This window comes from Streptomyces sp. JW3 (assembly GCF_052216785.1).
Classification (GTDB): domain Bacteria; phylum Actinomycetota; class Actinomycetes; order Streptomycetales; family Streptomycetaceae; genus Streptomyces.
In genome coordinates this window covers 1-25,302 of the sequence record NZ_JBQOUX010000080.1, presented here as the reverse complement: position 1 = coordinate 25,302, position 25,302 = coordinate 1, and the positions used below count along the sequence as shown (strand labels likewise).

The 25,302-nt window shown below is 70.6% G+C and carries 24 protein-coding genes and 2 pseudogenes; 15 read left to right on the top strand and 11 right to left on the bottom strand.

What is annotated here, in order from left to right; translation table 11 throughout:
• Positions 1-67: 67 nt before the first annotated feature.
• The 8 genes from ACTT8P_RS27300 to ACTT8P_RS27265 form a co-directional block, all read right to left on the bottom strand.
• Positions 68-643, bottom strand: a complete 576-nt coding sequence (locus ACTT8P_RS27300) for a GTP-binding protein (RefSeq protein WP_442834414.1) — start codon at positions 641-643, stop codon at positions 68-70.
• Positions 644-678: 35 nt separating this feature from the next.
• Entirely contained in the window at positions 679-1,053 is a 375-nt protein-coding gene (locus ACTT8P_RS27295; RefSeq protein ID WP_442834413.1) for a DUF742 domain-containing protein, read from the bottom strand.
• Positions 1,050-1,451, bottom strand: a complete 402-nt coding sequence (locus ACTT8P_RS27290) for a roadblock/LC7 domain-containing protein (protein WP_442834427.1) — start codon at positions 1,449-1,451, stop codon at positions 1,050-1,052. The genes ACTT8P_RS27295 and ACTT8P_RS27290 overlap by 4 nt, the downstream gene beginning before the upstream one ends.
• Positions 1,452-1,464: 13 nt before the next feature.
• Positions 1,465-4,080, bottom strand: coding sequence for a sensor histidine kinase (locus ACTT8P_RS27285; protein WP_442834412.1), 2,616 nt, complete (start codon positions 4,078-4,080; stop codon positions 1,465-1,467).
• 203 nt (positions 4,081-4,283) lie between these two features.
• A complete protein-coding gene (locus ACTT8P_RS27280) occupies positions 4,284-4,508 on the bottom strand; it encodes a hypothetical protein (protein WP_442834411.1) in 225 nt (74 codons plus the stop codon).
• Positions 4,509-4,934: 426 nt separating this feature from the next.
• Positions 4,935-5,726 carry a helix-turn-helix domain-containing protein gene (locus ACTT8P_RS27275; protein WP_442834410.1) on the bottom strand — a complete coding sequence of 264 codons (792 nt, stop codon included), beginning with the start codon at positions 5,724-5,726 and terminating at the stop codon, positions 4,935-4,937.
• 15 nt (positions 5,727-5,741) lie between these two features.
• A complete protein-coding gene (locus tag ACTT8P_RS27270; protein ID WP_442834409.1) occupies positions 5,742-6,503 on the bottom strand; it encodes an ABC transporter permease in 762 nt (253 codons plus the stop codon).
• Between the two features lie 17 nt (positions 6,504-6,520).
• On the bottom strand, positions 6,521-7,300 hold the full coding sequence (locus ACTT8P_RS27265) for an ABC transporter ATP-binding protein (protein ID WP_442834408.1): 780 nt from the start codon (positions 7,298-7,300) through the stop codon (positions 6,521-6,523).
• Positions 7,301-7,867: 567 nt separating this feature from the next.
• Here ACTT8P_RS27265 and ACTT8P_RS27260 point away from each other — a divergent pair.
• On the top strand, positions 7,868-8,443 hold the full coding sequence (locus ACTT8P_RS27260) for a hypothetical protein (protein ID WP_442834407.1): 576 nt from the start codon (positions 7,868-7,870) through the stop codon (positions 8,441-8,443).
• A gap of 89 nt (positions 8,444-8,532) precedes the next feature.
• Here ACTT8P_RS27260 and ACTT8P_RS27255 read toward each other — a convergent pair whose 3' ends face one another.
• The gene (locus ACTT8P_RS27255; protein WP_442834406.1) at positions 8,533-8,736 is read right to left on the bottom strand and encodes a hypothetical protein; all 204 of its coding nucleotides are present in this window, start codon (positions 8,734-8,736) and stop codon (positions 8,533-8,535) included.
• A 345-nt stretch (positions 8,737-9,081) separates the two neighbouring features.
• Between ACTT8P_RS27255 and ACTT8P_RS27250 the strand changes: the two genes are divergently transcribed.
• From ACTT8P_RS27250 to ACTT8P_RS27215, 8 genes and pseudogenes are all read left to right on the top strand, one after another.
• On the top strand, positions 9,082-9,327 hold the full coding sequence (locus tag ACTT8P_RS27250; protein ID WP_442834405.1) for a GntR family transcriptional regulator: 246 nt from the start codon (positions 9,082-9,084) through the stop codon (positions 9,325-9,327).
• Positions 9,328-9,607: 280 nt separating this feature from the next.
• Positions 9,608-9,733, top strand: a pseudogene (locus ACTT8P_RS27245) (DUF397 domain-containing protein); the annotation flags it as partial.
• A gap of 177 nt (positions 9,734-9,910) precedes the next feature.
• Positions 9,911-10,175: pseudogene (locus ACTT8P_RS27240) on the top strand (hypothetical protein).
• Positions 10,144-10,677 carry a DUF6879 family protein gene (locus tag ACTT8P_RS27235; RefSeq protein ID WP_442834404.1) on the top strand — a complete coding sequence of 178 codons (534 nt, stop codon included), beginning with the start codon at positions 10,144-10,146 and terminating at the stop codon, positions 10,675-10,677. The pseudogene ACTT8P_RS27240 and the gene ACTT8P_RS27235 overlap by 32 nt, the downstream one beginning before the upstream one ends.
• Before the next feature lie 16 nt (positions 10,678-10,693).
• Positions 10,694-11,542, top strand: a complete 849-nt coding sequence (locus ACTT8P_RS27230) for a helix-turn-helix domain-containing protein (protein ID WP_442834403.1) — start codon at positions 10,694-10,696, stop codon at positions 11,540-11,542.
• A 174-nt stretch (positions 11,543-11,716) separates the two neighbouring features.
• Positions 11,717-12,160 carry an ATP-binding protein gene (locus tag ACTT8P_RS27225; protein WP_442834402.1) on the top strand — a complete coding sequence of 148 codons (444 nt, stop codon included), beginning with the start codon at positions 11,717-11,719 and terminating at the stop codon, positions 12,158-12,160.
• A gap of 391 nt (positions 12,161-12,551) precedes the next feature.
• Positions 12,552-13,325: a hypothetical protein gene (locus ACTT8P_RS27220; protein WP_442834401.1), complete on the top strand. Its 774-nt coding sequence runs from the start codon at positions 12,552-12,554 to the stop codon at positions 13,323-13,325.
• A 52-nt stretch (positions 13,326-13,377) separates the two neighbouring features.
• On the top strand, positions 13,378-14,190 hold the full coding sequence (locus tag ACTT8P_RS27215; RefSeq protein ID WP_442834400.1) for an exodeoxyribonuclease III: 813 nt from the start codon (positions 13,378-13,380) through the stop codon (positions 14,188-14,190).
• Here the strand turns inward: ACTT8P_RS27215 and ACTT8P_RS27210 are convergent.
• Positions 14,187-14,840 carry a MerR family transcriptional regulator gene (locus ACTT8P_RS27210; protein WP_442834399.1) on the bottom strand — a complete coding sequence of 218 codons (654 nt, stop codon included), beginning with the start codon at positions 14,838-14,840 and terminating at the stop codon, positions 14,187-14,189. The two genes, ACTT8P_RS27215 and ACTT8P_RS27210, sit on opposite strands and share 4 nt — an antisense overlap.
• 133 nt (positions 14,841-14,973) lie before the next feature.
• Between ACTT8P_RS27210 and ACTT8P_RS27205 the strand changes: the two genes are divergently transcribed.
• The 4 genes from ACTT8P_RS27205 to ACTT8P_RS27190 all read left to right on the top strand — a co-directional run bounded on the left by ACTT8P_RS27205 (position 14,974) and on the right by ACTT8P_RS27190 (position 18,587).
• Positions 14,974-16,491 carry a flavin-containing monooxygenase gene (locus tag ACTT8P_RS27205; protein ID WP_442834398.1) on the top strand — a complete coding sequence of 506 codons (1,518 nt, stop codon included), beginning with the start codon at positions 14,974-14,976 and terminating at the stop codon, positions 16,489-16,491.
• Positions 16,488-17,420, top strand: a complete 933-nt coding sequence (locus ACTT8P_RS27200; protein ID WP_442834397.1) for an alpha/beta fold hydrolase — start codon at positions 16,488-16,490, stop codon at positions 17,418-17,420. The genes ACTT8P_RS27205 and ACTT8P_RS27200 overlap by 4 nt, the downstream gene beginning before the upstream one ends.
• The gene (locus tag ACTT8P_RS27195) at positions 17,417-18,301 is read left to right on the top strand and encodes an SDR family oxidoreductase (RefSeq protein ID WP_442834396.1); all 885 of its coding nucleotides are present in this window, start codon (positions 17,417-17,419) and stop codon (positions 18,299-18,301) included. The genes ACTT8P_RS27200 and ACTT8P_RS27195 overlap by 4 nt, the downstream gene beginning before the upstream one ends.
• A gap of 94 nt (positions 18,302-18,395) precedes the next feature.
• Entirely contained in the window at positions 18,396-18,587 is a 192-nt protein-coding gene (locus ACTT8P_RS27190; protein ID WP_442834395.1) for a hypothetical protein, read from the top strand.
• A gap of 219 nt (positions 18,588-18,806) precedes the next feature.
• On the opposite strand, the gene ACTT8P_RS27185 is transcribed toward ACTT8P_RS27190, so the two are convergent.
• Positions 18,807-22,067 (bottom strand): S41 family peptidase, encoded by a 3,261-nt coding sequence (locus tag ACTT8P_RS27185; RefSeq protein WP_442834426.1) that lies wholly within the window; start codon positions 22,065-22,067, stop codon positions 18,807-18,809.
• Positions 22,068-22,208: 141 nt separating this feature from the next.
• Here ACTT8P_RS27185 and ACTT8P_RS27180 point away from each other — a divergent pair, with 141 nt between their 5' ends.
• Positions 22,209-22,814: a TetR/AcrR family transcriptional regulator gene (locus ACTT8P_RS27180; RefSeq protein ID WP_442834394.1), complete on the top strand. Its 606-nt coding sequence runs from the start codon at positions 22,209-22,211 to the stop codon at positions 22,812-22,814.
• Between the two features lie 107 nt (positions 22,815-22,921).
• On the top strand, positions 22,922-25,141 hold the full coding sequence (locus tag ACTT8P_RS27175) for an MMPL family transporter (RefSeq protein WP_442834393.1): 2,220 nt from the start codon (positions 22,922-22,924) through the stop codon (positions 25,139-25,141).
• Positions 25,142-25,302 lie beyond the last annotated feature (161 nt).

Below are 25,302 nucleotides of genomic sequence, written 5' to 3'. Positions count from 1 at the left end.
TCCATGTGTAGTCGGAGGTGGGACGCCGTCCAGTGTGCCCCACGCCGCGCAGTGTGCTCGTCGTCCCCTACACCGCCGCCCCGCGCCGGGTCTCCACCGCCAGCACATGTTCGACCGCCTGGATCAACGTCTCCTTGACCGAGGTGCGCAGGCGGGCGTCGCAGAGCAGGACCGGTACGTGGGGGCCCAGCGCCAGTGCCTGGCGTACCGTCTCCGCCGGGTAGCGACGGGCGCCCTCGAAGCAGTTGACGGCGACCACGAAGGGCAGTCCGCTGCGCTCGAAGTAGTCGACTGCCGAGAAGCAGTCGGGCAGCCTCCGGGTGTCGGCCAGGACGACCGCGCAGAGCGCCCCGGCGGCCAGTTCGTCCCACATGAACCAGAAGCGGTCCTGACCGGGAGTGCCGAACAGGAAGAGCGAGAGCCGGTTGTGGATGGTGATCCGGCCGAAGTCCAGGGCCACCGTGGTCGTGCTCTTGCGTTCGACACCCGACAGGTCGTCCACGTCGACGCCGGACCGGGTCAGCGTCTCCTCCGTGTGGAAGGGGACGATCTCGCTGACCGTGGAGACCAGCGTGCTCTTCCCCGCCCCGAATCCCCCTGCCACCAGGATCTTCGCGGCGTCCGGTAGCTCTGTTCGCGACATATCGGTCATGGCGGGCTTGCCTTTCCGTCTCACACTCACAGTGCGCGCAGTCCTTCGAGTACTTCTCTGATCATGCGGACGCTGGGCCGCGCCGCTGGGTCGGCGGGCTGTCGCACCCGGATGGCCCGGGCGCTGAAGAGATCTCCGAGCAGGACGCGCACGACCCCCACCGGCAGGTTCATCCGCGCCGCCACCTCGCCCACCGGGCGCGGTCTGCGGCACAGGGTGAGGATCGCCCGATGCTCGGGTTGCATCTCCACCTCGTGCTGAAGGGGGCCGGGGTCGTCCGTCGTGACCACGAAGGCCACCAGATCGAAGAAGTAGCCCTCGTTACGGGTCCGTCCTCGCACCATGGCGTACGGGCGGACCACCGGGCCGGCCGCCTCGTCCACCCATTGCGCGTGGGTCATCGGCCTTCGACCGACAGGTGGAAGCCGAGGCGTTTGACCAGCATGGCCATCTCGTAGGCGACGACACCGATGTCCGCGCCCTGGCGGGTCAGCGCGGTCAGACAGGAGTTGTCGCCCGCCGCGCACACGAACAGGAAGCCGCCCTCCATCTCCACCACCGTCTGGAGCACCGCTCCGCCGCCGAAGTGGCGGCCGGCGCCCTTGGCGAGACTGTGGAAACCGGAGGCGACCGCGGAGAGCCGTTCGGCGTTGTCGCGGTCGAGTGCCTCGGAAGCGCCGAGCAGCAGCCCGTCCGCGGACAGCAGGACGGCGTGACCGATCTCCGGCACGTTGCGCACCATGTCGCTCAGCAGCCAGTCGAGTGGGGAGCCCGTCTCGGACGGGCCGACCTGGGTCATGTCAGCCACGCTGTCAACCATGCTTTCTGGGAGTGGGGATGTGGGCGGGGAAAGCGGTGTGCGCCTCGTGACCGAGGGCGTCACCACGCGGCCGGCCCGCCGGGTCGCCGGGGACGGCGTACTGCTCCACCCGGGCGCGGGCCGCGCCCGCCTGGAGGGCGGACATCATCGAACGGACCTGATCGGGGCGTTCGGTCACCCGTGCACGGAGCCGTTCGCCCGGGGAGGGCTGGGAGCCGGCCGGACCGTGCGTCGGCATCCCGGCCGCTGCCGCTGCCGGTGCCGGTGCCGGTGCCGCGGCCTGCCCCGGCACCTGTGCGGGCGCGGGCGCCGGTGAGCCGACGCGCCGCTCGTAGTCGGTGCGGCCCCAGTCCATGAGCTGTCCGCGACCGCCGGTGCCGCCGGCCGCGGCGACCTCGTTCGAGAGATTAGCCTGGGGCACGCGGACCGGGAGGCCGTCGATCATGCCGCCGTGCACCGGGACGGAGCCTGTGGCAGGGGCGGGCGCGGGGGCGGGGCGAGGCGTGGGGGCGGGGCGGGGGTGCGCCGGTGCCGGGCGGGACGGGGCTGCCGTCGGGGTGGGGGCGGGGGCGGGGGCCGGGGTCGCCACCGGGGCCGGCGTCGTGTGCGCGTGCGCGGGTGTCGGCTGGCCGGTTGCCGCCGGGGTCAGGGCCTGGTGGCTTGTCGGGGTCAGGGCCTCGTGGTCCGTCGGGGCCGGGCGCTCCTGGGGCCGGCTCTCCTCCAGCAGGTCGTCGGGGATGAGGACCACCGCGTTGACGCCACCGTAGGGCGAGCGGCGCAGGGTCACCTCGATGCCGTGGCGGTGGGCCAGGCGGCCCACCGTGACCAGGCCGAGGCGGGTGCTGTCCAGGGTGGTGATGTCCAGCGGGGCACTGAGGCGCCGGTTGGCCGCGGCCAGTTCCTCGGGCGGCATACCGAGACCGCGGTCGTCGATCTCGATGACCAGGCCACTGGCCGCGCGGCCCGCGCTGACCCGGACCTCGCTGTCGGAGGGCGAGAACGCCTCCGCGTTCTCGACGAGTTCGGCGAGCAGATGGATGACGTCGGCGGCGGCCCGGCCCTGGATGCCCACCGCGGGCACGGGCAGTACGACGACCCGCGCGTACTGTTCGGTCTCCGCGATGCCGCCGCGTACGACGTCCACGGCGGGGACCGCCCGGCGCCAGAACCGGCCCGGCGCGGAACCCGAGACGATCAGCAGGCCCTCGGCGTAGCGCCGCATGCGCGTGGCGAGCTGGTCGAGTTCGAAGAGCCGGTCCAGGGCGTTGGCGTCCTCCTCGTGGCGTTCCATCACGTCGAGCAGGCTGAGCTGCCGGTGGACGAGCACCTGACTGCGGCGGGCGAGGTTGACGAAGAGCTGGTTGATGCCCTGGTGCAGGCGGACGTCCTCCTGGGCGAGTTCCACGGCGGTGCGTTGCAGCGCGTCGAAGGCGGCGCCCAGTTCCGCCATCTCCCGGTTGACGAAGACGGGGCTCTTCATGCCGGTGTGCACGTCCACCGTCTCCCCTCGGCGCAGTCGGCCCACGACATCGCGGAGCTGGTCGTCGGTGAGGTTGCGCGAGGAGGTGTTGAGGCGGTTGATGTCACCGACGAGGGAGCGCGCCATACGGATCGACATCACGACCGAGACGATCAGCGAGGCGAGGCCGAGCGAGCCCGCGACGGCGAGTTCGACGAACGCGCGGTGGGCCGGCGGTCCGGTGCGGGTGAACACCAGGTCGATGTAGTCGAGGGCGGTCGTGCTGGTCACCTTGGCCGTGGCGTCGTAGGCGGCACGCCACTCCTTGATGGTGAAGGGGAGTGAGCGGGCGGTCGGGCCCGCGTCGATGAGGCTGTCCTCCAGGGCGGTGACCTTGGCCATCGTCCCGCCGGGGGCGGCGAGCTCCAGGAAGGGCTTGCGCTGTTCGGCGGGCAGCCGGGCGATCATCTCGGCACTCAGCAGCCGCCGAGCGCCGATGGTCTGGACCAGGGTGCGGTAGGTGGCGGCGTTCAGCCGGCCGTCGGGGGTGGCGGCGGTGGCCGAGATCAGCGCGTCCTCCTGGGAGAGGAGGTCGCCCGCGGGCACCTGGGTGTAGAGGGCCTGGCCGAACTCCTGAGCACTCTCGTCCGGGAGGATCGTCATGGCCCGCAGCGCCTCGGCGATGTCGTCGTTGATGCCCGTGTAGGCGGCCATGACCTGATCCGGCGTGCTGGTGCCCGCGTCCGTCCCGCGCCGGATGTCGGCCAGGGTGGCGAGGGACTCCTCGGCGCGGTCGACGCCCTCGCGCACCGAGTCGCTCTCCGCGCGGCGCACCTCGTCGTCGTGCGCCTCCTTCAGGAACGCCGCTATCGCCGCGTCGCTGGCCGCGCGCCCGGCATCCGGTGACGCGGTGTCGCCGTCCGGCACGGTGGCCGCCACGACCGCTTCCCGCCGCTCGCTCTCGAGGGCCACCACCGTGCGGCCGAGGGGGGCGGCGAGGTGATTGCCGATGGTGTCCACGTGGGAGAGGGTCAACGCGTTGCCGAGAGACAGGTAGGCGGCGTAGCCGCAGAGTGCGGCCAGCGACACCAGGGGGAGCAGGAGGAGCGCGGTGAACTTGCGTCGGATGGACCAGCCCTGACGATTCATTGAGGCCCTGTCGAGTGGCGCGGTGGCGCGCGGCTGCCGGCGGATGCGACGCGAAGAGCGCACCCTCCACGACATGGGCAAGCTGTGCGGCTCATGTGCAGGCCCAGTGGAAAGGAAGCCCGAGGCCGTGGCGGAATCTCCACGTCCAGATCATGCTAGGTCGGATCTGACGAGTCGTTAATTAACATCGTTCGACATTCTTGTTAACGCCCGCCGAGGCCCCCGCCGCCCCCCCCAGCGGTGGCGATCACGCTGTCCGGCGCGGAGATCCTTGGCGAACCAGTGATCCGCCCTGCCGTGGCCCTCGTACGCCCGGTCTCCCGGTAGCCGTGCCTGGCGTAGAGTGTCCGGGCATCGGTGAGCTGGGTGTTCGTTTCGCACACGAGCCGGACGGCGCCGAAGCGCTTGGCCGTCTCCTCGGCGGCCAACAGCAGGCCGCGGCCCAGTCCCGCCCCCGTCCGGCGGGGCGCACGTACAGTCGCTTGAATTCCGGGGTCGCCGGAGCGGCGCCGGTCAGCAGCCGTACGGCCGCGCAGCCCATGAACTCGCCCCGCTCACCGCGTGCGACGAGGAAAGCGCAGGCGGGCGGGCCGAAGCCAGGGTGCCGATCACCCCCGGCCGGCATCTTGTGCTCCGCGGCTGTCACCGCGCGACCCAGTACACGCCGCCCCAACTCGGTGACGTACTCCCGCATCACCTCGTCGACGCCCGCGTAGCGGACGGGCTCGGCTCCGATGGTTCAGGCAGGCATGCGTGCCATGGTTTCCGACCGCCCCGTGACTGTCCACGGTCCGGCGGCCGTTCCGGCCGGCCCGGGGGCGGGAGCGGTACCGTTCCCCGGCCGCGTGCCGGGGTCACGAGGGCGGCGGTTCGGTGCCGGGTCGGTCGCCGCGCACGCGTTCGATGCGGGTCCAGCCCCTCCAGCCCCGTTCCTCCAGAATGGCCAGGAGCCGCTCGGCGCCCGGGGCGGCCTCGGCCATGGTCGTGTCCAGCAGGTCGACGAACGGGTCGTCGAAGGGGTCGGGGCCCATCTCGCCGGCCGCGAAGGCGCGGATCATCAGACGCTCCAGGAGGTCGGCGATCTCGCTGATCAGCGGATCGTCGGGAGACCGGTCGAGCGCCTGGCTCAGAAGGGTGTAGAGCCGCACTGTGTCGGGGTCGCCCAGCTCCTCGTGCTTCTTGGCGATCACGGCGTCGATCTGGTGCGGCACTTGGGCGGCGATCAAGATCCAGGCGTCCCGTTCCAACTCGATGTACCGTTCTTCGACGCCGAGACCGCGCAGCCGGTCGAGGTAGTCCACGACGCTTCGCGGGAGCGCCAGGTGCTCCCCGGCGGCGAGCCGGGCCAGCCTGCCGCGGGTCTGCCGCAGCCGCCGGATCTCCGCGCGCAGCTCCTTGTCGATGACCCGGACGCCTTCGGCGAACTCGTCCGGGCTCGCGTCGAGGAGTTCCTGCACCCGGGCCAGCGGCACGCCGGCGTCCGCCAGGGTGCGGATGCGGATCAGTCGTACGACCGCGGCGGCGCCGTAGGTCCGGTAGCCGGACCGGTCGCGTTCGGGCTCCGGCAGCAGTCCGATCCGGTGGTAGTGGCGTACCGCCCGCACCGTCACCCCGGCGTACGCCGCGAGCCTGCTGATGGTGAGCATGGGTCCCAGACTGCCTCAGCCGATCTTCCGGCGATAGGCGGCCATCGCGAGGGCGTACGCCACGACGAGGATGCCGACGCACCACGCCGACGCGGTCCAGATGCCGTCGCCGACCGGCCGCTGGGCGAACAGGTCACGGATCGTGTCGACGATCGACGTCACCGGCTGGTGCTCGGCGAACCAGCGCACCGGGCCGGGCATGGTCCCGGTCGGTACGAACGCCGAGCTGACGAACGGCAGGAAGAGGAGGGGGTACGCGAACACCCCCGCGCCCTCGACCGACGTCGCGCAGAGTCCGGGAATCACGGCGATCCAGGTCAGCGCCAGGGTGAACAGGAACAGGATGCCGGCCACCGCGAGCCATGCCAGTACGCCGGCTCCCGTGCGGAAGCCCATGAGCAGGGCGGCGCCCATGACGATCACGAGCGAGACCAGGTTGGCGACCAGGGAGGTGAGGACGTGGGCCCACAGGGCGCCCGACCGGGCGATCGGCATGGAGTGGAAGCGGTCGAAGATCCCGCTCTGCATGTCGGTGAACAGCCGGTATGCGGTGTAGGAGATGCCCGACGCGATGGTGATGAGCAGGATGCCGGGCAGCATGTAGTTCACGTACCGGACCGGGCCCGTGTCGATCGCGCCGCCGAACACGTAGACGAACATCAGCATCATGGCGACCGGGGTGATGACGGTCGTGATGACGGTGTCGATGCTGCGGGTGACATGGCGCAGGGTCCGTCCGGTGAGGACGGCGGTGTCGCCGAAGAAGTACGTGGCCATTCCTGGTCCCCTGGTCGTCAGTTGGTGGTGCCGCTGGTGAGCGCGAGGAAGATCTCCTCCAGGCTCGGCTGTTTCTCGACGTACTCGACCGCGGCGGGCGGGAAGAGCCGCTTGAGTTCGGCGAGGGTTCCGTCCGCGATGATCCGGCCCCGATGGAGGACGGCGATCCGGTCCGCCAAGTGCTCGGCCTCTTCCAGATACTGCGTGGTGAGCAGCACCGTCGTACCGTGGCCGGCCAGTTCTCCGACCGCGTTCCACACCTCAACGCGTGCCTCGGGGTCGAGGCCGGTCGTCGGCTCGTCCAGGAAGAGCACCGGCGGGTTCCCTATAAGGCTCATCGCGATGTCCAGTCGGCGGCGCATCCCGCCCGAGTACGTCGACACCCGGCGCGCGCCCGACTCGCTCAGCGCGAAACGCCTCAGCAGGTCGTCTGCGACCGTGCCCGGACACTTGACGTGGCGCAGTCTGGCGACGAGTACGAGATTCTCCCGGCCGCTGAGGATCTCGTCGACGGCGGCGAACTGTCCGGTGAGGCTGATGGACTCCCGGGCGTTCGCCGGCCGGGTGGCGACGTCGAAGCCGTTGACGCTCGCGGTGCCCGCGTCGGCCTTCAGGAGCGTGGCGAGGATGCGCACGGTCGTGGTCTTGCCCGACCCGTTGGAGCCGAGCAGGGCGAGAACGGTGCCCCGCGCCACCTCGAAACTCACGCCGCGCAGCACGTCGAGCTTGCCGTACGACTTCTCAAGATCCTGTACGTGAATCGCCGCAGCGGTGCTCGACGGCGCTGTGATGGTCATCTGCTTCCTCCTTCGCGGAGCTGTTCCCGGCGGCTGCGAGGAAGCTCCTGGCGGAAGGGTGGAGGGTTCACCCTGCGTCATGGTCAAGCCCGCGCACGCACGCCGAAGCGGACGGCGCGATGGACGGCCTACTCGGGCCGGACTTCGGCGGGGAACCGTGGGCGGCCTGGGGCGGGCAGCGTTCGATGTGCTGAGTGGTGGCCGGTGTGCGGGAACGTTCGAAAGTGAATGGAATCTCTTAGTGAGGCGCTCAGGAACCGAATATGCATTTATGCAACGGTGGTAGTGAAAGGCGTGTGGATGTGCCGCACTCCTTACTTTTCCTGGAAGGGGAGTGACCTTAGCCACACGGTGAGGGGGATATTCAAGATCTTACTGTCAGGTAAACCCGAGAGTAACTGAAAAGCGATCTTGATTGGCCTGCCTTTATGGATGAAGTGTGAAAATGGGAGCGCTTTCTTTCTGTATTGGTCTGCGCCTTTCGAGTCGGTCCCGAAACCTTTGCGGGGCGCTTTACTTGGCGCAGCGGCGTGCGCCGCTGCGTGGCATCCTCAAAGGCGAGGGAACGTGAACAAGAAGAACAAAGTCCTGTGGGCCGCAGGCATCACCGCCTCGGCGACGCTGGTGGCCGCCGTCGTGATGAGTCAGGGATCGTCGGACGGCGGGGACCGCACCGCCACCGGTTCGGGCGGCTGCCAGATCATCGGCGAGGCCCGGGACGTCAACTGCCCCGGGGCGGCGGCCGAGGAGAAGCTCGACGACTTCAGCGTGCCGACCCCGGCGGCGGCCGCCGGACCGTGGCGCTACAAGGTGGTCAACACGTACATCGACGGCCGCGACGAGGGCCTTCAGGTACGGGTGTGCAACGTCGACGACTGCGCGGGCCCCGACGTGGCCGCCCGGCTCGGCATCGTGCTGCAGAACCACACCGTCTGGGTGATCTGCAAGGAGGACTCGGGCTTCAACGGCGGCGAGCCCGACGGTGGTACCACCTGGTACCAGGTGAAATGGCCGAGCGACAAGCCGGACTCGGACGTCGGGGAAAGCAACCGCGAAGACCGGTACAGCGGCTGGATGTTCGGAAAGTACCTGTCGCCTTCGGGGCACGACGGAAAAATAGCGGAATGCGATGAGCTCGTCTGACGTCGCGTTTTCGTAGGGGAGGAACGGGGCGGGCGTCCGGATTTCAGGTCCGGGCGCCCGTTCTCGGCCGGTGGGCGCGGTGGGCGGTGTTACGACAGCTCCGAGAATCTTCGGCAGAGCGGGCAGCGGCAGGGTGGCCAGGTCAGGGAGTCGGGGAGCAACCGTCCGGGGGCGCTGCCGGCGTCGTAGCGGCGCTCCTGGGTGCGGCCGTGCTGTCGTCCCTCGGCGGTGACGCGGTAGGTGCTGATCGTCAGGCGGGACCTGCCCGGTTCGGGCGGGGTGCCGGCCTTCACGCCCGGCCTCCCGCGAGGATGACGCCGCGGTGACGACGCCGGCGGGCGCGCTCCCGGGCCAGCGGGCAGGTACCGGTGCGGGGGCGTGCGGGTGGCGTGGCCGTACCGGCCCGCCTGGATCCCGTGCCGGGTAGCAGCAGGTTCAGTGTCCACCGCAGGGGCGCGTGGATAATGCGCACTGTTGTCAGCTCCTCAGTAGCTGGTGACCGTGCCCCGGGAGGTCCCACAACCTCGCCGGGGTCTTTGTGCAGGGGAAGAGTAATTCCACTTGTTAGGTGCTGTCAGGTGTCGTCACCTGTTCGTGTATGACAAGAGGCATCGTTACAGGTCAAATAGGGTCGTTATATGACCGTGGATCTCGAAGGACCCGAGCCCCTGTACGAGCAGATCGCCGCGATACTCGCCGCCCGGATCTCGGACGGGACCTATGCGCCCCGGCGCCGGGTGCCCTCGGAGGCGGGTATCTGTGAGGAGTTCGAGGTGTCGCGCCCGACCGCGCGGGCGGCCCTGCAGCTCCTCGTCCAGCGCGGACTGATCGTCACGGTGCGGGGCAAGGGGTCGTTCGTCGTCGAGCAGCCGCCCGCCGGTTGACGCTTGCTTCATGGACCGCGGCGCGCCTGTGTACCGTCGAGCTGTGCCTCTTGACCCCCGGTCCGGCCGCCCGCTCTCCACGTAGCTGAGGGCGCTGAGTAGGTCGGCGTGTATGGGGACGCGTTCGAACGACTCCGTGCGGCGGCGCTGTCGGTCGAGCGGTCCGCAGAACGCATCGAACAGATGAGGGAAGAACATGGCCCACGTTGAGGACTCCTCGACTCTGGCCGTCACATGGCGGAAGTCTTCGGCGAGCGGTACGTAGTCCGATTGCGTCGAGTGCGGTGCCGTTGATGCGCGGATAGTCGCCGTACGTGACAGCAAGGCCCCGACAGGGCCAGCCCTGTTGCTCTCACGTCAGGCTCTGGCGGGCCTCGTGGTCAGTGTCAGGGTGGGCGCCCTGTAAGGACTCCTCAGATATGGGAAGACGCCCTTCACGCGACCATTGGTAGTCGTACGGCGGGCGTCGTTCATGCTCGTCATCCATTTGAACGGTGATCGCCGCTTGCTCTTGACTCGAAAGCAGTCACTCGGAAAGCGTCGCGCGCAAGAAGGCGCAACCAGCTTGATCCGGGAGGGCATCGTGGATCTACAGTTCATTGGGATCGACCCCAACACCGGGGGCGAGGGATCGCCTACGGTTTGGGTGGAAGAGGAGACCGCTGACCTGGTCCTTCAGGGTCAGGGCTGAGGGGGCGTTGGAGACGCTGATCAGTGGAACGGAGTGGGTTGCCGGACACGCGACGGGGGTGCCCGCCCACGAGACGGTGATCCGGATTCCCGCGCGCATGGTGCCGATTCTGAGGGAGGCGTGCGATGTCGCCGAACGACGTGCCGAACTTCGCTGAGCTGCTGGCCGGTACGCGCCGTAGCGCGGTGCACCTGGAGATGCGTGACACCTACGGCGTCGGAGATGAAGCCGAGGAGTTCGAACGGTTCAAGCGCACGGGCCGGGTCGATCTCGACCCCACGGCGCGATGGTGGCCTGAGTGGCTGGGCAGGGTGAGGGACGCCGTCGGCCGCGGCGTGGTGATGCGGCGGGCCAGAGTCGTTTCCGAGCCCGTGACCGACTACATCCGGTGGGAGCATGCCGCCACCACGCTGAAGGTCGAGGCGGGTGAGCTGGTGCGCTGGCTGCCCCGTCGGCGGGCCGTAGACATAGCTCTGCCTGGAGCCGACTTTTGGCTCTTCGACGATCGCCTGGTGCAGTTCAACATTTTCACCGGGGACGGGGACTGGGCTCAACCGCCCAAAGAATTCAGCGAGAACCCCAGCGTGGTCAAGCTGTGCTCCGACGCGTTCGAGGCCGTGTGGGAGCGTGCCGTCGACCACGACAAGTACACCGTCTGAGCCCCCGCCTCGCTCTATGCCCGACTCTTCTTCGTCCAGCGCTCAGGCGGCCCGCGCAGCGCTCGCCGTGCGCCTGACGCACCTCCGCAAGGACGCCGGCCTCACCGGGAAGGAGCTCTCCGCCCGGTGCGGTTGGCACCCGGCGAAAACCACTCGTATCCAAAAAGCCGAGGCACAGCCCACCGACGCCGACATCCGTGCCTGGTGCACTGCTTGCGACGCAGCCGACCAGGCTGACGACCTGATCGCCACAGCCCGCGCCGTCGACTCGATGTACGTCGAATGGCGCAGGAGCCACCGCCATGGCATGCGCAAGACCCAAGAGGACTACTACGGCCTGTACGCCCAGACCGGCGTCACCCGTGCGTACGTCTCCAACGTCGTGCCCGGCTTCTTCCAGACTCCTGCATACGCTACGGCCTTGATGGAGGCCATCACCGACTTCCAGGGCACCCCCAACGACGTTTCCGAGGCCGTCGCGGCTCGCGTCGCCCGAAGCCGGTTTCTGTACGAGGGCGGGCACCGGTTCGTCGTGCTGATGGAGGAAAGCGTCCTGCGCTACCGCGTAGGGGACACCGAGACGATGGCCGGACAGTTGAGGCATCTGCTGACCGTGATGCCGCTTCCTTCCGTCTCCCTCGGCATCATCCCCTTCGCTGTTCGCAGGACCATGTGGCCGCTGGAGGCGTTCTACCTCCACGACGGTACCCGGACCGTTGTGGAGACCCTCACCGCTGAGATCAACGTGGTGCAACCGCGCGAACTCACGGACTACCGTCAGGCGTTCGGAGAGCTGGCGAAGATGGCAGTCCACGGCAGCACCGCTCGCGCACTGATCCACTCGGTGATCGACTCTCTCGGGTGACGTTGCGCAATACCCCGCAATTTCGTTGCCGCGCTTACAGCCGTATCGGCAGTGTGGTCGCACCGCCCGAGTACTACTCGAAGTCACTGTTTCCCCCTGGTCCCCGGGCGTTGGAGGACAACGCGTAGCCCCGGCTCCCCCTGCCAGGGGCCCGTGCTCCATCCCGGAGGAACTGTGACCTCGGTAATCACGACAAAGGCTGCTGCCATCGGTGCACCCGGCTATCTCTCGAAGTTGCCGCGTGAGGCTGACGCCGTTCACCAAGCCCGTTTGTTCGTGGCTGCTGTCCTGAACACCTGGCGGCTGGACGATGTACTTGAAGACTTGGTGCTGATTGCGTCGGAGTTGGCCACTAATGCGATCGTGCACGGCACGGGCTCATACATCCATGTGGAAGTAACGCGTCCGGAGACGGACCGGGTGCGCGTCGCGGTGACGGACGAATCCATACGGCAGCCGAGCCGCAGGAACCCGCCGGACGACGATACGTGCGGTCGCGGCCTGTTTCTCGTCGAAGCCCTCTCGGACGCCTGGGGGACAAATGTGCTCACCCGTAGCAAGACGGTGTGGGCGGAAATCGTCCGCAGGGGCAACATGCCACTCATGACACGCGCATGAAGTGATCGAAGACGTCTCGTCGGCTTTCCCCGTGAAGGCCGGTGAGAGGGCCCGCCCCGGCCGGTTCTTGGTCGGACAGCCGGGGCGGGCTGTAGGTGCACGACGGCTCGGAGAAAGCCTCCGGCCGGTACACACACAGAGGAGGCTACCGCCTTGTCTCGGCAGGCAGCACTCGGACCCAGGGTCATCTGCAAGGGCGACGAGGACACCGACAACACCGACATCGAGGAAGGCGACGGGAACGGCGGGAGCGGTTCTCCCGGCCACTGATCGCTGAATCACCTGAGACCGGGGGGCCTCGGGCCGTCGGCGGCCCGAGGCCCCCCGGACATGCAGTTGCGTCTGCCTGGCGTACCCGGGCGGCTGCCACCGTCTACCAAGGTTGCGAATCATGGGAAACCTCTTGGTCATCGATTGGGACTTCTTCTTCCCCACGCCTGCGGCGGGTGGCCCCAGGAGTGTCCATGACCACTTGCTCACCTGGCCAGTCGTCGAGGACGAATTCCACACCGAACCTATCTGGGAGGCCCGTTATCGAGACTTCCACAAGGCTGGCATTGAACTGCCAAGGGTTCAGGGATGGAGTGGCTTCTGGAATCGCTTCGTCTTCTCGGCGGGGGCACACATGCTGTACGGAGACAGCAACGTGTGGGCGGGCCTCCTCTGGCCCAGTGACATCGGATCGCTGGACGGATCATGGGACTCGGTGCATCTGTTCGACGCTCACCACGACGCGGGCTATCGCAACAATCATGCGAGTTTCGAGGCGTGGAAGACATCAGGCGACGGCATCCGGTGTGAGACCTGGATGCTCGCGCACCACTGGGCGGGCGCTGAACTGTACGTTCACTTCCCGGCATGGCGGCAGTCTCTCGATCGTCCTCGTGAGGAGCCGCTTGTACCGGTCACGATGACTATTGATGACGGAGCTGTACAGAAGACCATCTTCGATCTCGTCTACGTCTGCCGGTCAGGTGCTTGGGTACCGCCGTGGTGCGACGATTCGTTCACGAGCTTCTTGCGGACCTGCCCTCTGCCCGCGGGCATGCACGCCAACAACCGGTGGATGCACCCTCGCCCGGACCCGGGCCGGATGGCGGAGCTGAAGGCCGGGCTGTACGGCAAGGTAGGGGAGGTCACCGACCTGAGGGCTTCCAGTGACTGACCACACTGCGTGACCGAACCCCCAGGAAAGCTCAGCCCGATACCCTCCCCCCATGCTCACCGTCACCACCGCCAACGTCAACGGCCTCCGTGCCGCCGCCAAGAAGGGCTTCGTGGAGTGGCTCGCCGGCACCTCCGCCGATGTGCTGTGCCTTCAGGAGGTGCGGGCCGAGCCGGAGCAGCTTCCCGAGGGGGTTCGGGAGCCCGAGGGGTGGTACGTCACACACGCGCCCGCCGCCGCCAAGGGGCGGGCCGGTGTCTCCCTCTACACGCGCCGTGAGCCCGACCGGGTGCGGGTCGGTTTCGGGTCGGCGGAGTTCGACGGCAGTGGGCGGTACGTGGAGGCGGACCTGCCGGGTGTGACGGTCGCCTCGCTGTATCTGCCGTCCGGCGAGGTCGGGACCGGGCGGCAGGAGGAGAAGGTCCGGTTCATGGGGGAGTTCCTCGGCTATCTGAAGGAGCTGCGGGAGCGGGCCGCCGCCGAGGGGCGGGAGGTCGTGGTCTGCGGGGACTGGAACATCGCCCATCAGGAGGCCGACCTGAAGAACTGGCGGGCCAACCGGAAGAACTCCGGGTTCCTGCCCCAGGAGCGGGAGTGGCTGGGGCGGGTGCTCGATCCGGCGGAGGGCGGGTACGTGGATGTGGTGCGGGCGCTGCACCCGGGGGCCGAGGGGCCGTACTCGTGGTGGTCGTACCGGGGGCGGGCCTTCGACAACGATTCGGGGTGGAGGATCGACCTGCACGCCGCGACCCCCGGGCTGGCCGCCACCGCCGTCAAGGGGTACGTCGAGCGGGCGGCGAGTCATGAGGAGCGCTGGTCGGACCACGCGCCGGTGACGGTGGTCTACGACAGGTCCTGGACCTAGTCCTCCCCGAAGCCCTTTCGCAACCGCCGGTCCAGCGCCAGCGACAGTTCCGCCTCCACCACGCTCCGCGCCAGCGGGCGCAGTCGGGGCAGGTCGTTGTCGGCGGTGTGGCGCTGGACCAGGTCGGCGAAGAGGCCGGCCAGGGATTCGGCGTGGACGCGGACCTCGCGGCCGGCGGCCAGTACCTCGGCGAGCGGGATGCCCTCGCGGACCAGGGCGGTGGACGCGTCCAGCAGGCGGCGGCTTATGTGCACGACCTCGTCGCCGTCGACGCCCAGGTAGCCGAGCTCCATCGCGGCGGCCAGGTTCTCCGGGGTGTCCTGGCCCTGGAAGTGGTCGGCGAGTTCCTCGGGGGTGAGGCGGACCGGGGTCTCCTCGGTGGGTACGCCGAGGCCCAGCAGGTCGCCGACGTCGCGGCCGTGGTCGAAGGCGTCGGCGAGTTCCGCGATGCCGTTGAGGGTGTGGCCGCGTTCCAGCAGCGCCGAGATCGTGCGCAGCCGGGCCAGGTGGTGCTCGTCGTACCAGGCGATGCGGCCCTCGCGGCGGGGCGGCGGGATCAGTTTGCGTTCGCGGTAGAAGCGCAGGGTGCGCACCGTGATGCCGGCCAGCCGGGCCAGTTCCGCCATGCGGTATTCACGCTTGTCCGTCACGCCCCGACCTTACGGCGTACCGCCGGTAACTTTCTTTGTCCCGACCCCTACCCATCGGTAGCGAGCTGTTCTAGTCTCCCCATTGCGCCAGTGTTCACTGGCAGAGTCGACGGCGATGTGTGGAGGCGTCGGGATGACCGAGCACGAGCATGTACGGGTCGCGGTGGTCGGGTCCGGGTTCGGTGGTCTGGGTGCCGCCGTGCGGCTGCGCCGGGAGGGGATCACGGACTTCGTGGTCCTGGAGCGGGCGGCGAGCGTCGGGGGGACCTGGCGGGACAACAGTTATCCGGGGTGCGCCTGCGACGTCCCGTCGCACCTGTACTCCTTCTCCTTCGCGCCCAATCCGGAGTGGCCGCGCACCTTCTCCGGGCAGCCGCACATCCGCGCCTACCTGGAGCACGTCACCGACACCTTCGGGCTGCGCCCGCACCTCCGGTTCGACTCGGAGGTGCGGCGGATGACCTGGGACGCGGAGCAGTTCCGGTGGGAGATCGAGACGGCGAGCGGACGGCTGACCGCCGACGTCGTCGTCTCCGCGACCGGGCCGCTGTCCGACCCGAAGATCCCGGACATACCCGGGCTCGACTCGTTCCCGGGGAAGGTGTTCCACTCCGCCCGCTGGGACCACGACCACGACCTCACCGGCAAGCGGGTCGCCATGATCGGCACCGGCGCCTCGGCCATCCAGATCGTGCCCGCCGTCCAGCCCAAGGCCGGCCGGCTCACCCTCTTCCAGCGCACCCCGGCCTGGGTGATGCCGCGCATGGACCGGGCGATCAGCGGCCCCGAGCGGCTGCTGCACCGGACGCTGCCCGCCACCACCCGGCTGCGCCGGGGAGTGCTGTGGGGCATCCGGGAGCTCCAGGTGCAGGCGTTCACCAAGCACCCCGAGGAGCTCGGGTTCGTCGAGCAGATCGCCAAGCGGAACATGGCCCGGGCGGTCAAGGACCCGGCGCTGCGCGCCAAGCTGACCCCCGACTACCGCATCGGCTGCAAGCGCATCCTGCTGTCGAGCGAGTACTACCCGGCGCTCGCCAAGCCCAATGTGGAGGTCGTCGCCAGCGGGCTGAGCGAGGTGCGCGGGTCGACCCTGGTCGCCGCCGACGGGACCGAGACCGAGGCCGACGTCATCGTCTTCGGGACCGGCTTCCACGTCACCGACATGCCGATCGCCGAGCGCGTCGTCGGCGCCGACGGGCACACCCTGGCCGAGAGCTGGAAGGGCGGCATGGAGGCGCTGCGCGGCGCCACGGCGGCCGGGTTCCCGAACTTCATGACGGTCATCGGGCCCAACACCGGCCTCGGCAACTCGTCCATGATCCTGATGATCGAGTCGCAGCTCAACTACCTGGCCGACTACCTGCGGCAACTGCGGGTGCTGGGCGGGCGGGTGGCCCTCGACGCCCGGCCCGGCGCCGTCGACGCCTGGAACCACCGGGTGCAGGAGCGGATGAAGCGCACGGTGTGGAACACCGGTGGCTGCACCAGTTGGTACCTGGACGCGAGTGGGCGCAACACCACCATCTGGCCGGGGACGACCGCCGAGTTCCGGCGCGCCACGCGGCGGGTGGATCTGGCCGAGTACGAGGTGCTGCGGCCCCTCGCGCGGCAGGCGCCCGCCGAGCCGCGGGGCGCGGAGGCGGTCGCGTGAGCCGGGTGCCGACCGCCACCGCCGGGGCGTACGCCCCGCCCGTACCGGTGCGGGAGCTGACCGCCGTGTCCGCCGACGGCGCCCGGCTGCACGTCGAGGCGCACGGGCCCGAGGGCGGCCGCGCCGTCGTCCTCGCGCACGGCTGGACCTGCTCGACCGCCTTCTGGGCCGCGCAGATCCGCGCGCTGACCGCCGCCGGGCACCGGGTCGTCGCCTACGACCAGCGTGGCCACGGCCGCAGCCCGGCGAGCCCCGCCTGCACCACCGACGCGCTCGCCGACGACCTCGAGGCCGTACTGCACGCCACGCTCGCGCCCGGTGAACGGGCGGTCGTCGCCGGGCACTCGATGGGCGGGATGACCGTACTGGCCGCCGGCGCCCGCCCGGCGGTACGGGAGCATGTGGCGGCGGTCCTGCTGTGCAGCACGGGTGCCTCGGGGCTGGTCGCCGCCGCGACCGTGCTGCCGCTGCCGGCCGGGCCGGTACGGACCTGGCTGACCCGGCGGGTGCTCGGCTCCCGCGCGCCGCTCGGGCCGGTCACGCCCGCCGCCCTGCGGGTCCTCAAGTACGGCACGATGGGCCCCGGTTCGGCCCCGCACATGGTCGAGGCGTGCGCGCGGATCGTGCACGCCTGTCCGCGCGGGGTGCGGCACGCCTGGTCGAAGGTGCTGGACCTGCTCGATCTGGAACACGGCATACGGGAGTTGACCGTGCCGGTGGAGGTGGTGGTCGGCACCGCCGACCGGCTGACTCCGCCGGTGCACGCCCGCGCGCTGGCCGCCGCGCTGCCCGAGTGCCTCGGGCTGAGCGAACTGCCCGGCATAGGGCACATGACGCCGATGGAGGTCCCGGACCTCGTCACCGCGAAGATACGCACACTCGCCGACACCTACCTACCCACCGCCGTACCAGCCGAGGAGCGCGCATGAGCAGGGTGAGCCTGGAAGGACGGGTCGCCGTCGTCACCGGAGCGGCGCGCGGCGTCGGGGAACTGCTGGCCCGCAAGCTGTCCGTGCGCGGGGTGAGCGTGGCGCTGGTCGGACTGGAGCCGGACGGGCTGAAGCAGGTCGCCTCCCGGCTGCACGGCGACAGCGAGATCTGGCACGCCGACGTCACCGACCACGAGGTGATGGCCCGGGTCGCCGGTGAGGTGAAGGAACGGTTCGGCCGGGTCGACATCGTGGTCGCCAACGCGGGGGTGGCCACCGGCGGTCCGTTCGCCGACTCCGACCCGGTCTCCTGGCGCCGGGTGATCGAGGTCAACCTGATCGGCTCGGCGGTCACCGGCCGCGCCTTCCTGCCCGCGCTGTTCGAGACGCGCGGCTACCTGCTCCAGGTCGCGTCGCTGGCCGCGCTCACCCCCGCCCCGATGATGTCCGCGTACTGCGCCTCCAAGTCGGGCGTGGAGGCGTACGCGCACGCCCTGCGCGCCGAGGTCGGCCACCGGGGCGTGCAGGTCGGCGTCGGCTACCTGTCCTGGACCGACACCGACATGGTGCGCGGCGCCGACCAGGACGACGTGATGCGGGAACTGCGGCAGCGGCTGCCCTGGCCGTCGAACAAGACGTACCCGCTGGGCCCGGCCGTCGACCGGCTCGTCGAGGGCATCGAACGCCGGCAGACCCACGTCTACGGACAGTGGTGGCTGCGCGGCATGCAGGGCGTGCGCGGCTACCTGCCCGCGGTCATCGGCACGGTCGGCCGGCGGGAGATGCGACGGTTCGGCGACCGGCTGGGCGGCGTCGGAAAGGGCCTGGTCGGAGCGGGTGGCGCGGCCGACGAACAGCACCGCGGCACGCTCCGTGACTGATCGACATGCGCCCGGTCACCGCCCGTGTGAATCTGATCGGGCCCGGCAGACATCGCCGTCGGCCGGGTCCGATCTCACCCAGGAGTGAACCCACATGGGTATGAAGGACCAGTTCCAGGAGAAGTCCGAGCGGATGCAGCAGCAGGGCCGGCAGAAGGCCGACCAGGCCCGCGAGCAGGTGCAGGACCGCGCCCGCCGCCGGGACGACGACGCCGACGAGCGCATGGACCAGCCGCTGCACCAGGAGCCGTCGGAGCGGGCCGCCCGCCGGGACCGCGACGCCTGACGCGCACCGCCGCCGAAGGGGCGCCCTCCGCTTTCGCGGGAGGGCGCCTTTTCAGGCGCGCGGCGGCAGTCGTGGCCGCTCGGGCGGGTGGCGGTAGTGGTGGCCGTTCGGGCGGGTGGCGGTAGTGGTGGCCGTTCGGGCGGGTGGCGGTAGTGGTGGCCGTTCGGGCGGGTGGCGGTAGTGGTGGCCGTTCGGGCGGGTGGCGGCAGTGGTGGCCGCTCAGGTGCGCGGCGGCAGTGGCGGCCGGGAGCGGTCCGGTACGTCGCCGAGGTCCGGCGGGGCGGCGGGCAGCTCCCGCTCCAGCAGCCCGAGGGCCAGCCGGACCGCCTCGTCCAGCACCGGGTAGCGGCCCTCGGCCCAGTCCAGCGGGGTGCGCAGGGCCGGTACGTCGGGGTCGACGCCCCGGTTCTCCACCGACCAGCCGTACGCGTCGAACCAGGCCGCGTTCATCGGCACCGTGATCACCGTGCCGTCGCCCAGGCGGTGCCGGCCGGTCATGCCGACCACCCCGCCCCAGGTGCGCTGCCCGACCACCGGGCCCAGCTTCAGCAGCTTGAACGCCGCCGTGATCATGTCGCCGTCCGACGACGTCGCCTCGTCCGCGAGCGCGACCACCGGCCCGCGCGGCGCGTTCGAGGCGTACGACACCGGCTGGGCGTCGCGGGTCAGGTCCCAGCCCAGGATGGTGCGGCTCAGCGTCTCCACCACCAGTTCGCTGATGTGCCCGCCCGCGTTGCCCCGCACGTCCACGATCAGCGCGGGCCGGGACACCTCCATCCGCAGGTCCCGGTTGAACTGCGCCCAGCCCGAGCCGCCCATGTCGGGGATGTGCAGATAGCCGCAGCGGCCGCCGCTCAACTCCCGTACCACCTCGCGGCGTTTGGCCACCCAGTCCTGGTAGCGCAGCGGCCGGTCGTCGACCAGCGGCACCACGGCGACCCGGCGGTCCGGGCCGCCCTCGGCCGGAGCGAAGGTCAGCTCCACGGTCGTCCCGCCGGCGCCCGCCAGCAGCGGGAACGGGCCCGCCACCGGGTCCACCGGGCGGCCGTCGACCTGGGTGAGCGCCGCGCCCTCGCGGATGCCGGTGCCGGCCAGCGGGGAGCGGGCCTTGGAGTCGGAGGAGTCGCCGGGCAGCACCCGGCGCACCGTCCAGCGGCCGTCCCGGCAGGTGAAGTCGGCGCCCAGCAGGCCCTGGAGGCGCTGGTAGTGCGCCGGGCCCTCGTTGCGGCGGGCGGCGGCGACGTAGGCGTGCGAGGTGCCCAGCTCGCCGAGGACCTCCCGGAGCAGGTCGGCGAACTCGTCCGGGGTGGCGACCCGGTCGACCAGCGGCCGGTACTGGTCGAGCACCGCGTCCCAGTCGATGCCGCACATGCCCGGTTCCCAGAAGAAGGCCCGGGTCAGCCGGCCGGCCTCCGCGTACGCCTGCCGCCACTCGGCGCCCGGGTCGACCTGGTGCAGGATGCGGCGGGCGTCGATCCAGGTGGTCGAGTCGGAGTCGCCGGGCTCGGTGGCGGGCACCGCCCGCAGGTCGCCCTCGTCCAGGACGACGAGCCGGGTGCCGTCGCCGCTGACCGCGAACCAGTCCAGGTGGTCGACGAGTTCGCTCTTGCGCGCCTTCGCGAGACTGAAGTGCTCCAGCGTGGGCCGCTCGCTGGGATCGTTCGGGTTGGCGAAGGTCTCGCCGAGCGCGCCGGAGATCGGCCAGCGCAGCCAGACCAGTCCGCCGCCGTCGACCGGGTGCAGCGCCGAGTACTTGGACGCGGTAACCGGGAACGGGGTCACCCGGCTGGCCAGCCCCGCCACCTCGACGCTCACCGCGCCGCCCTCGCCGGGCGCCTCCTCGACCGGGTCCAGGCCACCGGCGGCCGGGCGGCCCTCCGGGTTCAGCGCGAACGGGGACGGGGTGGCCGAGGACAGCGGGACCAGGTACGGGCGGCAGCCCAGCGGGAAGGAGAGGTCGCCGGTGTGCACGTCGTAGACCGGGTCGAAGCCGCGCCAGGAGAGGAAGGCGAGATAGCGGCCGTCGCGGGTGAAGACCGGGTTCTCGTCCTCGAACCGGCCGTCGGTGACGTCGATGACGACCGGCCCGTCCTTCCCGCCGATCCGGGCCATCTTGATCTGCCGCAGGGTGCGGCCGATCCCCGGGTGCGACCAGGTCAGCCAGCACCCGTCCGGGGAGAACGCCAGGTCGCGCACCGGGCCGTTGACGGAACGGATCAGCTCGGTGGGGGCGGGTGCCCCGGTGTCGGGTCCCGGGTCGGAGACGTCGAGCAGCAGGAGGCGGCCGTCGTGCGCGGCGAGGGCCAGGCGTTCGCCGGCCGGGTCGGAGACCGTCTCCAGCACCCGGCCCAGCTGCCCGGAGGCCAGCCGCCGCGGCGCCCGGCCCCCGGTGGCGCGCGGCAGGTGGCCGATCTCGACCGCGTCCTCGCCCTCGGCGTCCGTGACGTAGGCGACCCGCCCGCTGGCACCCAGCATCTCCGGCAGCCGCACCCGTACCCCCGGCGTGTCGGCGAGGGTGCGGGCCGGACCGTCCCGGTGGGTGAGCCAGTACAGGCTGCCGCGCACCACGACCGCGCTGGCCCGGCCGGTCTCGTCCACCGAGACGCCGGCCACGTGCTGGGCGGCGGGCACCTGGTACGGGCGCCGGCCCGCCCGCGGCCCGTCCAGCCGTACGTCGAGCCGGCGCGGCACCGAGTCCGGCGCGAGGTCGTCGACGCACCACAGGTCGCCCGCGCACTGGTAGACCACCCGGGTGCCGTCGCTCGCCGCGTGCCGGGCGTAGCAGGCGTCGTGGTCGGTGTGCCGGCGCAGGTCGGAGCCGTCGTACGCGCACGAGTACAGGTTGCCGACGCCCTCGTGGTCGCAGAGGAAGGCGATCCGGCCGCCGACGAACAAGGGGGAGTGCAGATGCCCGTCGATCCCCTCCAGGAGCAGCCGCCCGTGCAGCCAGAGCCGGCCGGTGGCGCCGCCCCGGTAGCGCTTCCAGGCGGCGGGTTCGTGCGGCGGGGTGCCGGTGAGCAGCAGGGTGCGGCGCTCGCCGTCGAGGTCGGCGGCCTGGAGGTCGCTGACCGGTCCCCAGGGCAGTTTGCGGCCCGGGTCGCCGTCGCAGGAGATCTTGTACGCCCAGGTCAGATGGGAGAACGGCTCGCCCTGCGAGGTGACGGCGAGGACCGCGGAGAGGCCGTCGGCGTCCGGCGGCGACCAGCCGCAGACCCGGGTGTCGAGCGACCCCCAGTGGGTGAGCTGCCGCCCCGGCCCGCCCGTCACCGGCACCAGGTGCACCTCCGGCAGCAGACTGCGCCAGCTCGTGTACGCGAGATGGCGGCCGTCCGGCGAGAAGCGCGGGTGGGAGACCTTGGCGCGGTCGACGGTGAGCCGCCGGGCGCAGCCCGGACCGTCCAGCGGCGCGAGCCAGAGGTCGTCCTCGGCGACGAAGCACAGCAGGCCGGCGTGGAGATGGGGGAAGCGCAGATAGCTCACCCTGTCCATGCTTTTCCGGGCCCCGTGGGGCAGCAACTCGTGAGCGGCGCACAGCCGTCCCTTACCCGGCGCTCACAACCGTGACCGAGGCCACGTACGAAACCGTTTCGTTTCGTTAGGGGGGTGGGTTATCTTGAACACATGGAAACGGGACAGGTCGTGACGGCGCGCCGGAGCCGGATCACTCCCGAGCGCGAGGCCGAGCTGTACGGCGCCGTGCTCGACCTGCTCCGCGAAGTCGGCTACGACGCCCTCACCATGGACGCCGTGGCCACCCGCACCCGGTCCAGCAAGGCGACGCTCTACCGCCAGTGGGGCGGCAAGGCCGAGCTGGTCGTCAACGCCATCCGGCAGAACAAGCCGGGGGAGATCGCCGACATCGACACCGGGTCGCTCCGCGGCGACCTGCACGCCCTGCTGACCCGCGAGGACGACTGCGCCATGGAAGCGAACTCCGCACTGATGCGGGGCGTCGCCATGGCACTGCACCGGAACCCGGATCTGCGCCAGGCGTTCCGGGACCAGCTGATCGAACCGGAGACGGCCGAGTTCCGGCGCGTGCTGCAACGCGCCGTCGACCGCGGTGAGATCAGACCGGACTGTCCGGCGCTGGACTTCCTGGTCCACATGATGGTCGGCGGTTTCGCCACCACTGTCCTGCTGGACGAGAAGCCACCCACCCAGGCGTTCCTCGCCTCGTACATCGACGCCGTGATCCTCCCCGCCCTCGGCGTCCCCGCCCCCTGACACCACCTCCCCTCCCTGCAAGCCCCCACCTGACGTCACCGCTCACGTCGCCGGGCTGATCACCCCTGCCCTGAAACACTCCACGACATGACCGGGAGTACGCCCTCGTGGCCACGTTCCTCTACAAACTCGGCCGCCTCGCCTTCCGGCGACGGCATTTCGTCGCCCTGATATGGGTGGCGCTGCTGGCTGTCGCCGGGATCGGCGCGGCCAGCGCGCCGCCGGCCGGCACCACCTCCTTCTCCATCCCCGGCACCGAGGCGCAGAAAGCCTTCGACCTGCTGGAACAGCGCTTCCCCGGCCAGAGCGCCGACGGCGCCACCGCCCGGGTCGTCTTCAAGGCACCCGACGGCGAGAAGATGACGGACGCCGACAACAAGGCGACCGTGCTCAAGACCGTCGACGAGCTGTCCGACGGTTCCGAGGTCACCTCCGTCGCCGATCCCTACGCGGGCAAGACCGTCAGCGAGGACGGCACCATCGCCTATACGTCGGTGAAGTACGACGTCTCCGGCATGGAACTGGAGGAGACCAGCAAGGACGCGCTGGAGGACGCCGCGCAGCAGGCGCGGGACGCCGGGCTGACCGTGGAGATCGGCGGTGACGCGCTCAGCGCGGCGCCCGAGACCGGCGCCACCGAGGTCATCGGCATCGCCATCGCCGCCGTCGTCCTGGTCATCACCTTCGGCTCGCTGGTCGCCGCCGGACTGCCGCTGCTCACCGCGCTCATCGGCGTCGGCATCGGCGTCTGCTCCATCACCGCGCTGGCCAGCGCCCTCGACCTGGGCTCCACCACCTCCATCCTGGCGATGATGATCGGCCTCGCGGTCGGCATCGACTACGCCCTGTTCATCGTCTCCCGCTACCGGGTGGAACTCGCCGAGGGACGCGAACGCGAGGAGGCGGCCGGCCGGGCCGTCGGCACCGCCGGTTCGGCGGTGGTCTTCGCCGGCCTGACCGTCCTCATCGCCCTGGTCGGCCTGTCCGTCGTCAACATCCCGATGCTGACCAAGATGGGCATCGCGGCGGCCGGCACGGTCGCCATCGCGGTCCTCATCGCCCTCACCCTGGTCCCGGCGCTGCTCGGCTACGCGGGCCGCCGGGTCAAGCCGGCCGGCGCCAAGAGCAGGTTCCTGGGCGGCGCCCGCGCCGAGCGGAAGCAGCAGCAGAACAAGCCCAACATGGGCACCCGCTGGGCCCGCTTCGTCGTCCGCCGTCCGGTCGCCGTCCTGGTCCTGGGCGTCGTCGGCCTCGGCGCGATGGCCGTCCCGGCGGCCTCCCTCGAACTGGGCCTGGGCGACGACGGCTCGCAGCCGACCTCCACCACCCAGCGCCGCGCCTACGACCTCCTGTCGGAGGGCTTCGGACCCGGCTTCAACGGCCCGCTGATGGTCGTGGTCGACGCCAAGGGCAGCGACGACCCACAGGCCGCGTTCACCGACGTGTCCGACGAGATCAAGGGCCTGGACGGGGTCGTCACGGTGACACCGCCGGCCGCCAACAAGGCGGACGACACGGCGACGATCACCGTGATCCCCGACTCCAAGCCGTCCTCCGTCGCCACCGAGGACCTGGTGCACGCCATCCGCGACGCAGGCGCCGACGTCAAGGCCGACACCGGCGCGGAGACCCTCGTGACCGGCTCCACGGCGATGAACATCGACGTCAGCGAGAAGCTCAACGACGCGCTGATCCCGTACCTGGTGCTGGTCGTCGGCCTGGCCTTCCTCCTCCTGATCGTGGTCTTCCGCTCGGTCCTGGTCCCGCTGAAGGCGGCCCTCGGCTTCCTGCTGAGCGTGCTCGCGGCGCTCGGCGCGGTCGTCGCGGTCTTCCAGTGGGGCTGGCTGTCCGGCCTGCTGGGCGTGGAGGAGACCGGCCCGGTCATGTCGATGATGCCGATCTTCATGGTCGGCGTGGTCTTCGGCCTGGCGATGGACTACGAGGTCTTCCTGGTCACCCGGATGCGCGAGGCGTACGTCCATGGCGAGCAGCCCAGCGAGGCGATCGTCACCGGCTTCAAGCACGGCGCGCGGGTCGTCACCGCCGCCGCGGTGATCATGATGGCGGTGTTCGCGGGCTTCATCGGCTCCAGCGAGTCCATGATCAAGATGATCGGCTTCGGCCTCGCGATCGCGGTCTTCTTCGACGCGTTCGTGGTCCGCATGGCCATCGTCCCGGCGGTACTCGCCCTGCTCGGCAAGCGCGCCTGGTGGCTGCCGAAGTGGCTGGACCGCGCGCTGCCCAACGTGGACGTCGAGGGTGAGGGCCTGAAGCGCCTCGCCGAGGGCAAGGACCCCGACGAGGACAAGGAGCTGGCGCGCGCGTGATGCCGTGCGGCGCGCATGAGTGAGACCAGCCGGTGAGGGTCCCGTGGGGACGGGGCGGCCCTCACCGGCTTCCTCCCCCGAGGCCGGCCATCCGGCACCCGGCATCACGGGACGCGCTCGCGCCTCGCCAGCACGCCGCGCCGTCTCGGCGGCCAACGGTG

Excerpts from the sequence above, each read along its gene's own strand:
- ACTT8P_RS27300 (WP_442834414.1), bottom strand. The coding sequence starts at position 643 with ATGTCGCGAACAGAGCTACCGGACGCCGCGAAGATCCTGGTGGCAGGG.
- ACTT8P_RS27295 (WP_442834413.1), bottom strand. The coding sequence starts at position 1,053 with ATGACCCACGCGCAATGGGTGGACGAGGCGGCCGGCCCGGTGGTCCGC.
- ACTT8P_RS27290 (WP_442834427.1), bottom strand. The coding sequence starts at position 1,451 with ATGACCCAGGTCGGCCCGTCCGAGACGGGCTCCCCACTCGACTGGCTG.
- ACTT8P_RS27285 (WP_442834412.1), bottom strand. The coding sequence starts at position 4,080 with ATGAATCGTCAGGGCTGGTCCATCCGACGCAAGTTCACCGCGCTCCTC.
- ACTT8P_RS27275 (WP_442834410.1), bottom strand. The coding sequence starts at position 5,726 with ATGCTCACCATCAGCAGGCTCGCGGCGTACGCCGGGGTGACGGTGCGG.
- ACTT8P_RS27270 (WP_442834409.1), bottom strand. The coding sequence starts at position 6,503 with ATGGCCACGTACTTCTTCGGCGACACCGCCGTCCTCACCGGACGGACC.
- ACTT8P_RS27265 (WP_442834408.1), bottom strand. The coding sequence starts at position 7,300 with ATGACCATCACAGCGCCGTCGAGCACCGCTGCGGCGATTCACGTACAG.
- ACTT8P_RS27250 (WP_442834405.1), top strand. The coding sequence starts at position 9,082 with ATGACCGTGGATCTCGAAGGACCCGAGCCCCTGTACGAGCAGATCGCC.
- ACTT8P_RS27235 (WP_442834404.1), top strand. The coding sequence starts at position 10,144 with ATGTCGCCGAACGACGTGCCGAACTTCGCTGAGCTGCTGGCCGGTACG.
- ACTT8P_RS27230 (WP_442834403.1), top strand. The coding sequence starts at position 10,694 with ATGCCCGACTCTTCTTCGTCCAGCGCTCAGGCGGCCCGCGCAGCGCTC.
- ACTT8P_RS27220 (WP_442834401.1), top strand. The coding sequence starts at position 12,552 with ATGGGAAACCTCTTGGTCATCGATTGGGACTTCTTCTTCCCCACGCCT.
- ACTT8P_RS27215 (WP_442834400.1), top strand. The coding sequence starts at position 13,378 with ATGCTCACCGTCACCACCGCCAACGTCAACGGCCTCCGTGCCGCCGCC.
- ACTT8P_RS27205 (WP_442834398.1), top strand. The coding sequence starts at position 14,974 with ATGACCGAGCACGAGCATGTACGGGTCGCGGTGGTCGGGTCCGGGTTC.
- ACTT8P_RS27195 (WP_442834396.1), top strand. The coding sequence starts at position 17,417 with ATGAGCAGGGTGAGCCTGGAAGGACGGGTCGCCGTCGTCACCGGAGCG.
- ACTT8P_RS27190 (WP_442834395.1), top strand. The coding sequence starts at position 18,396 with ATGGGTATGAAGGACCAGTTCCAGGAGAAGTCCGAGCGGATGCAGCAG.
- ACTT8P_RS27180 (WP_442834394.1), top strand. The coding sequence starts at position 22,209 with ATGGAAACGGGACAGGTCGTGACGGCGCGCCGGAGCCGGATCACTCCC.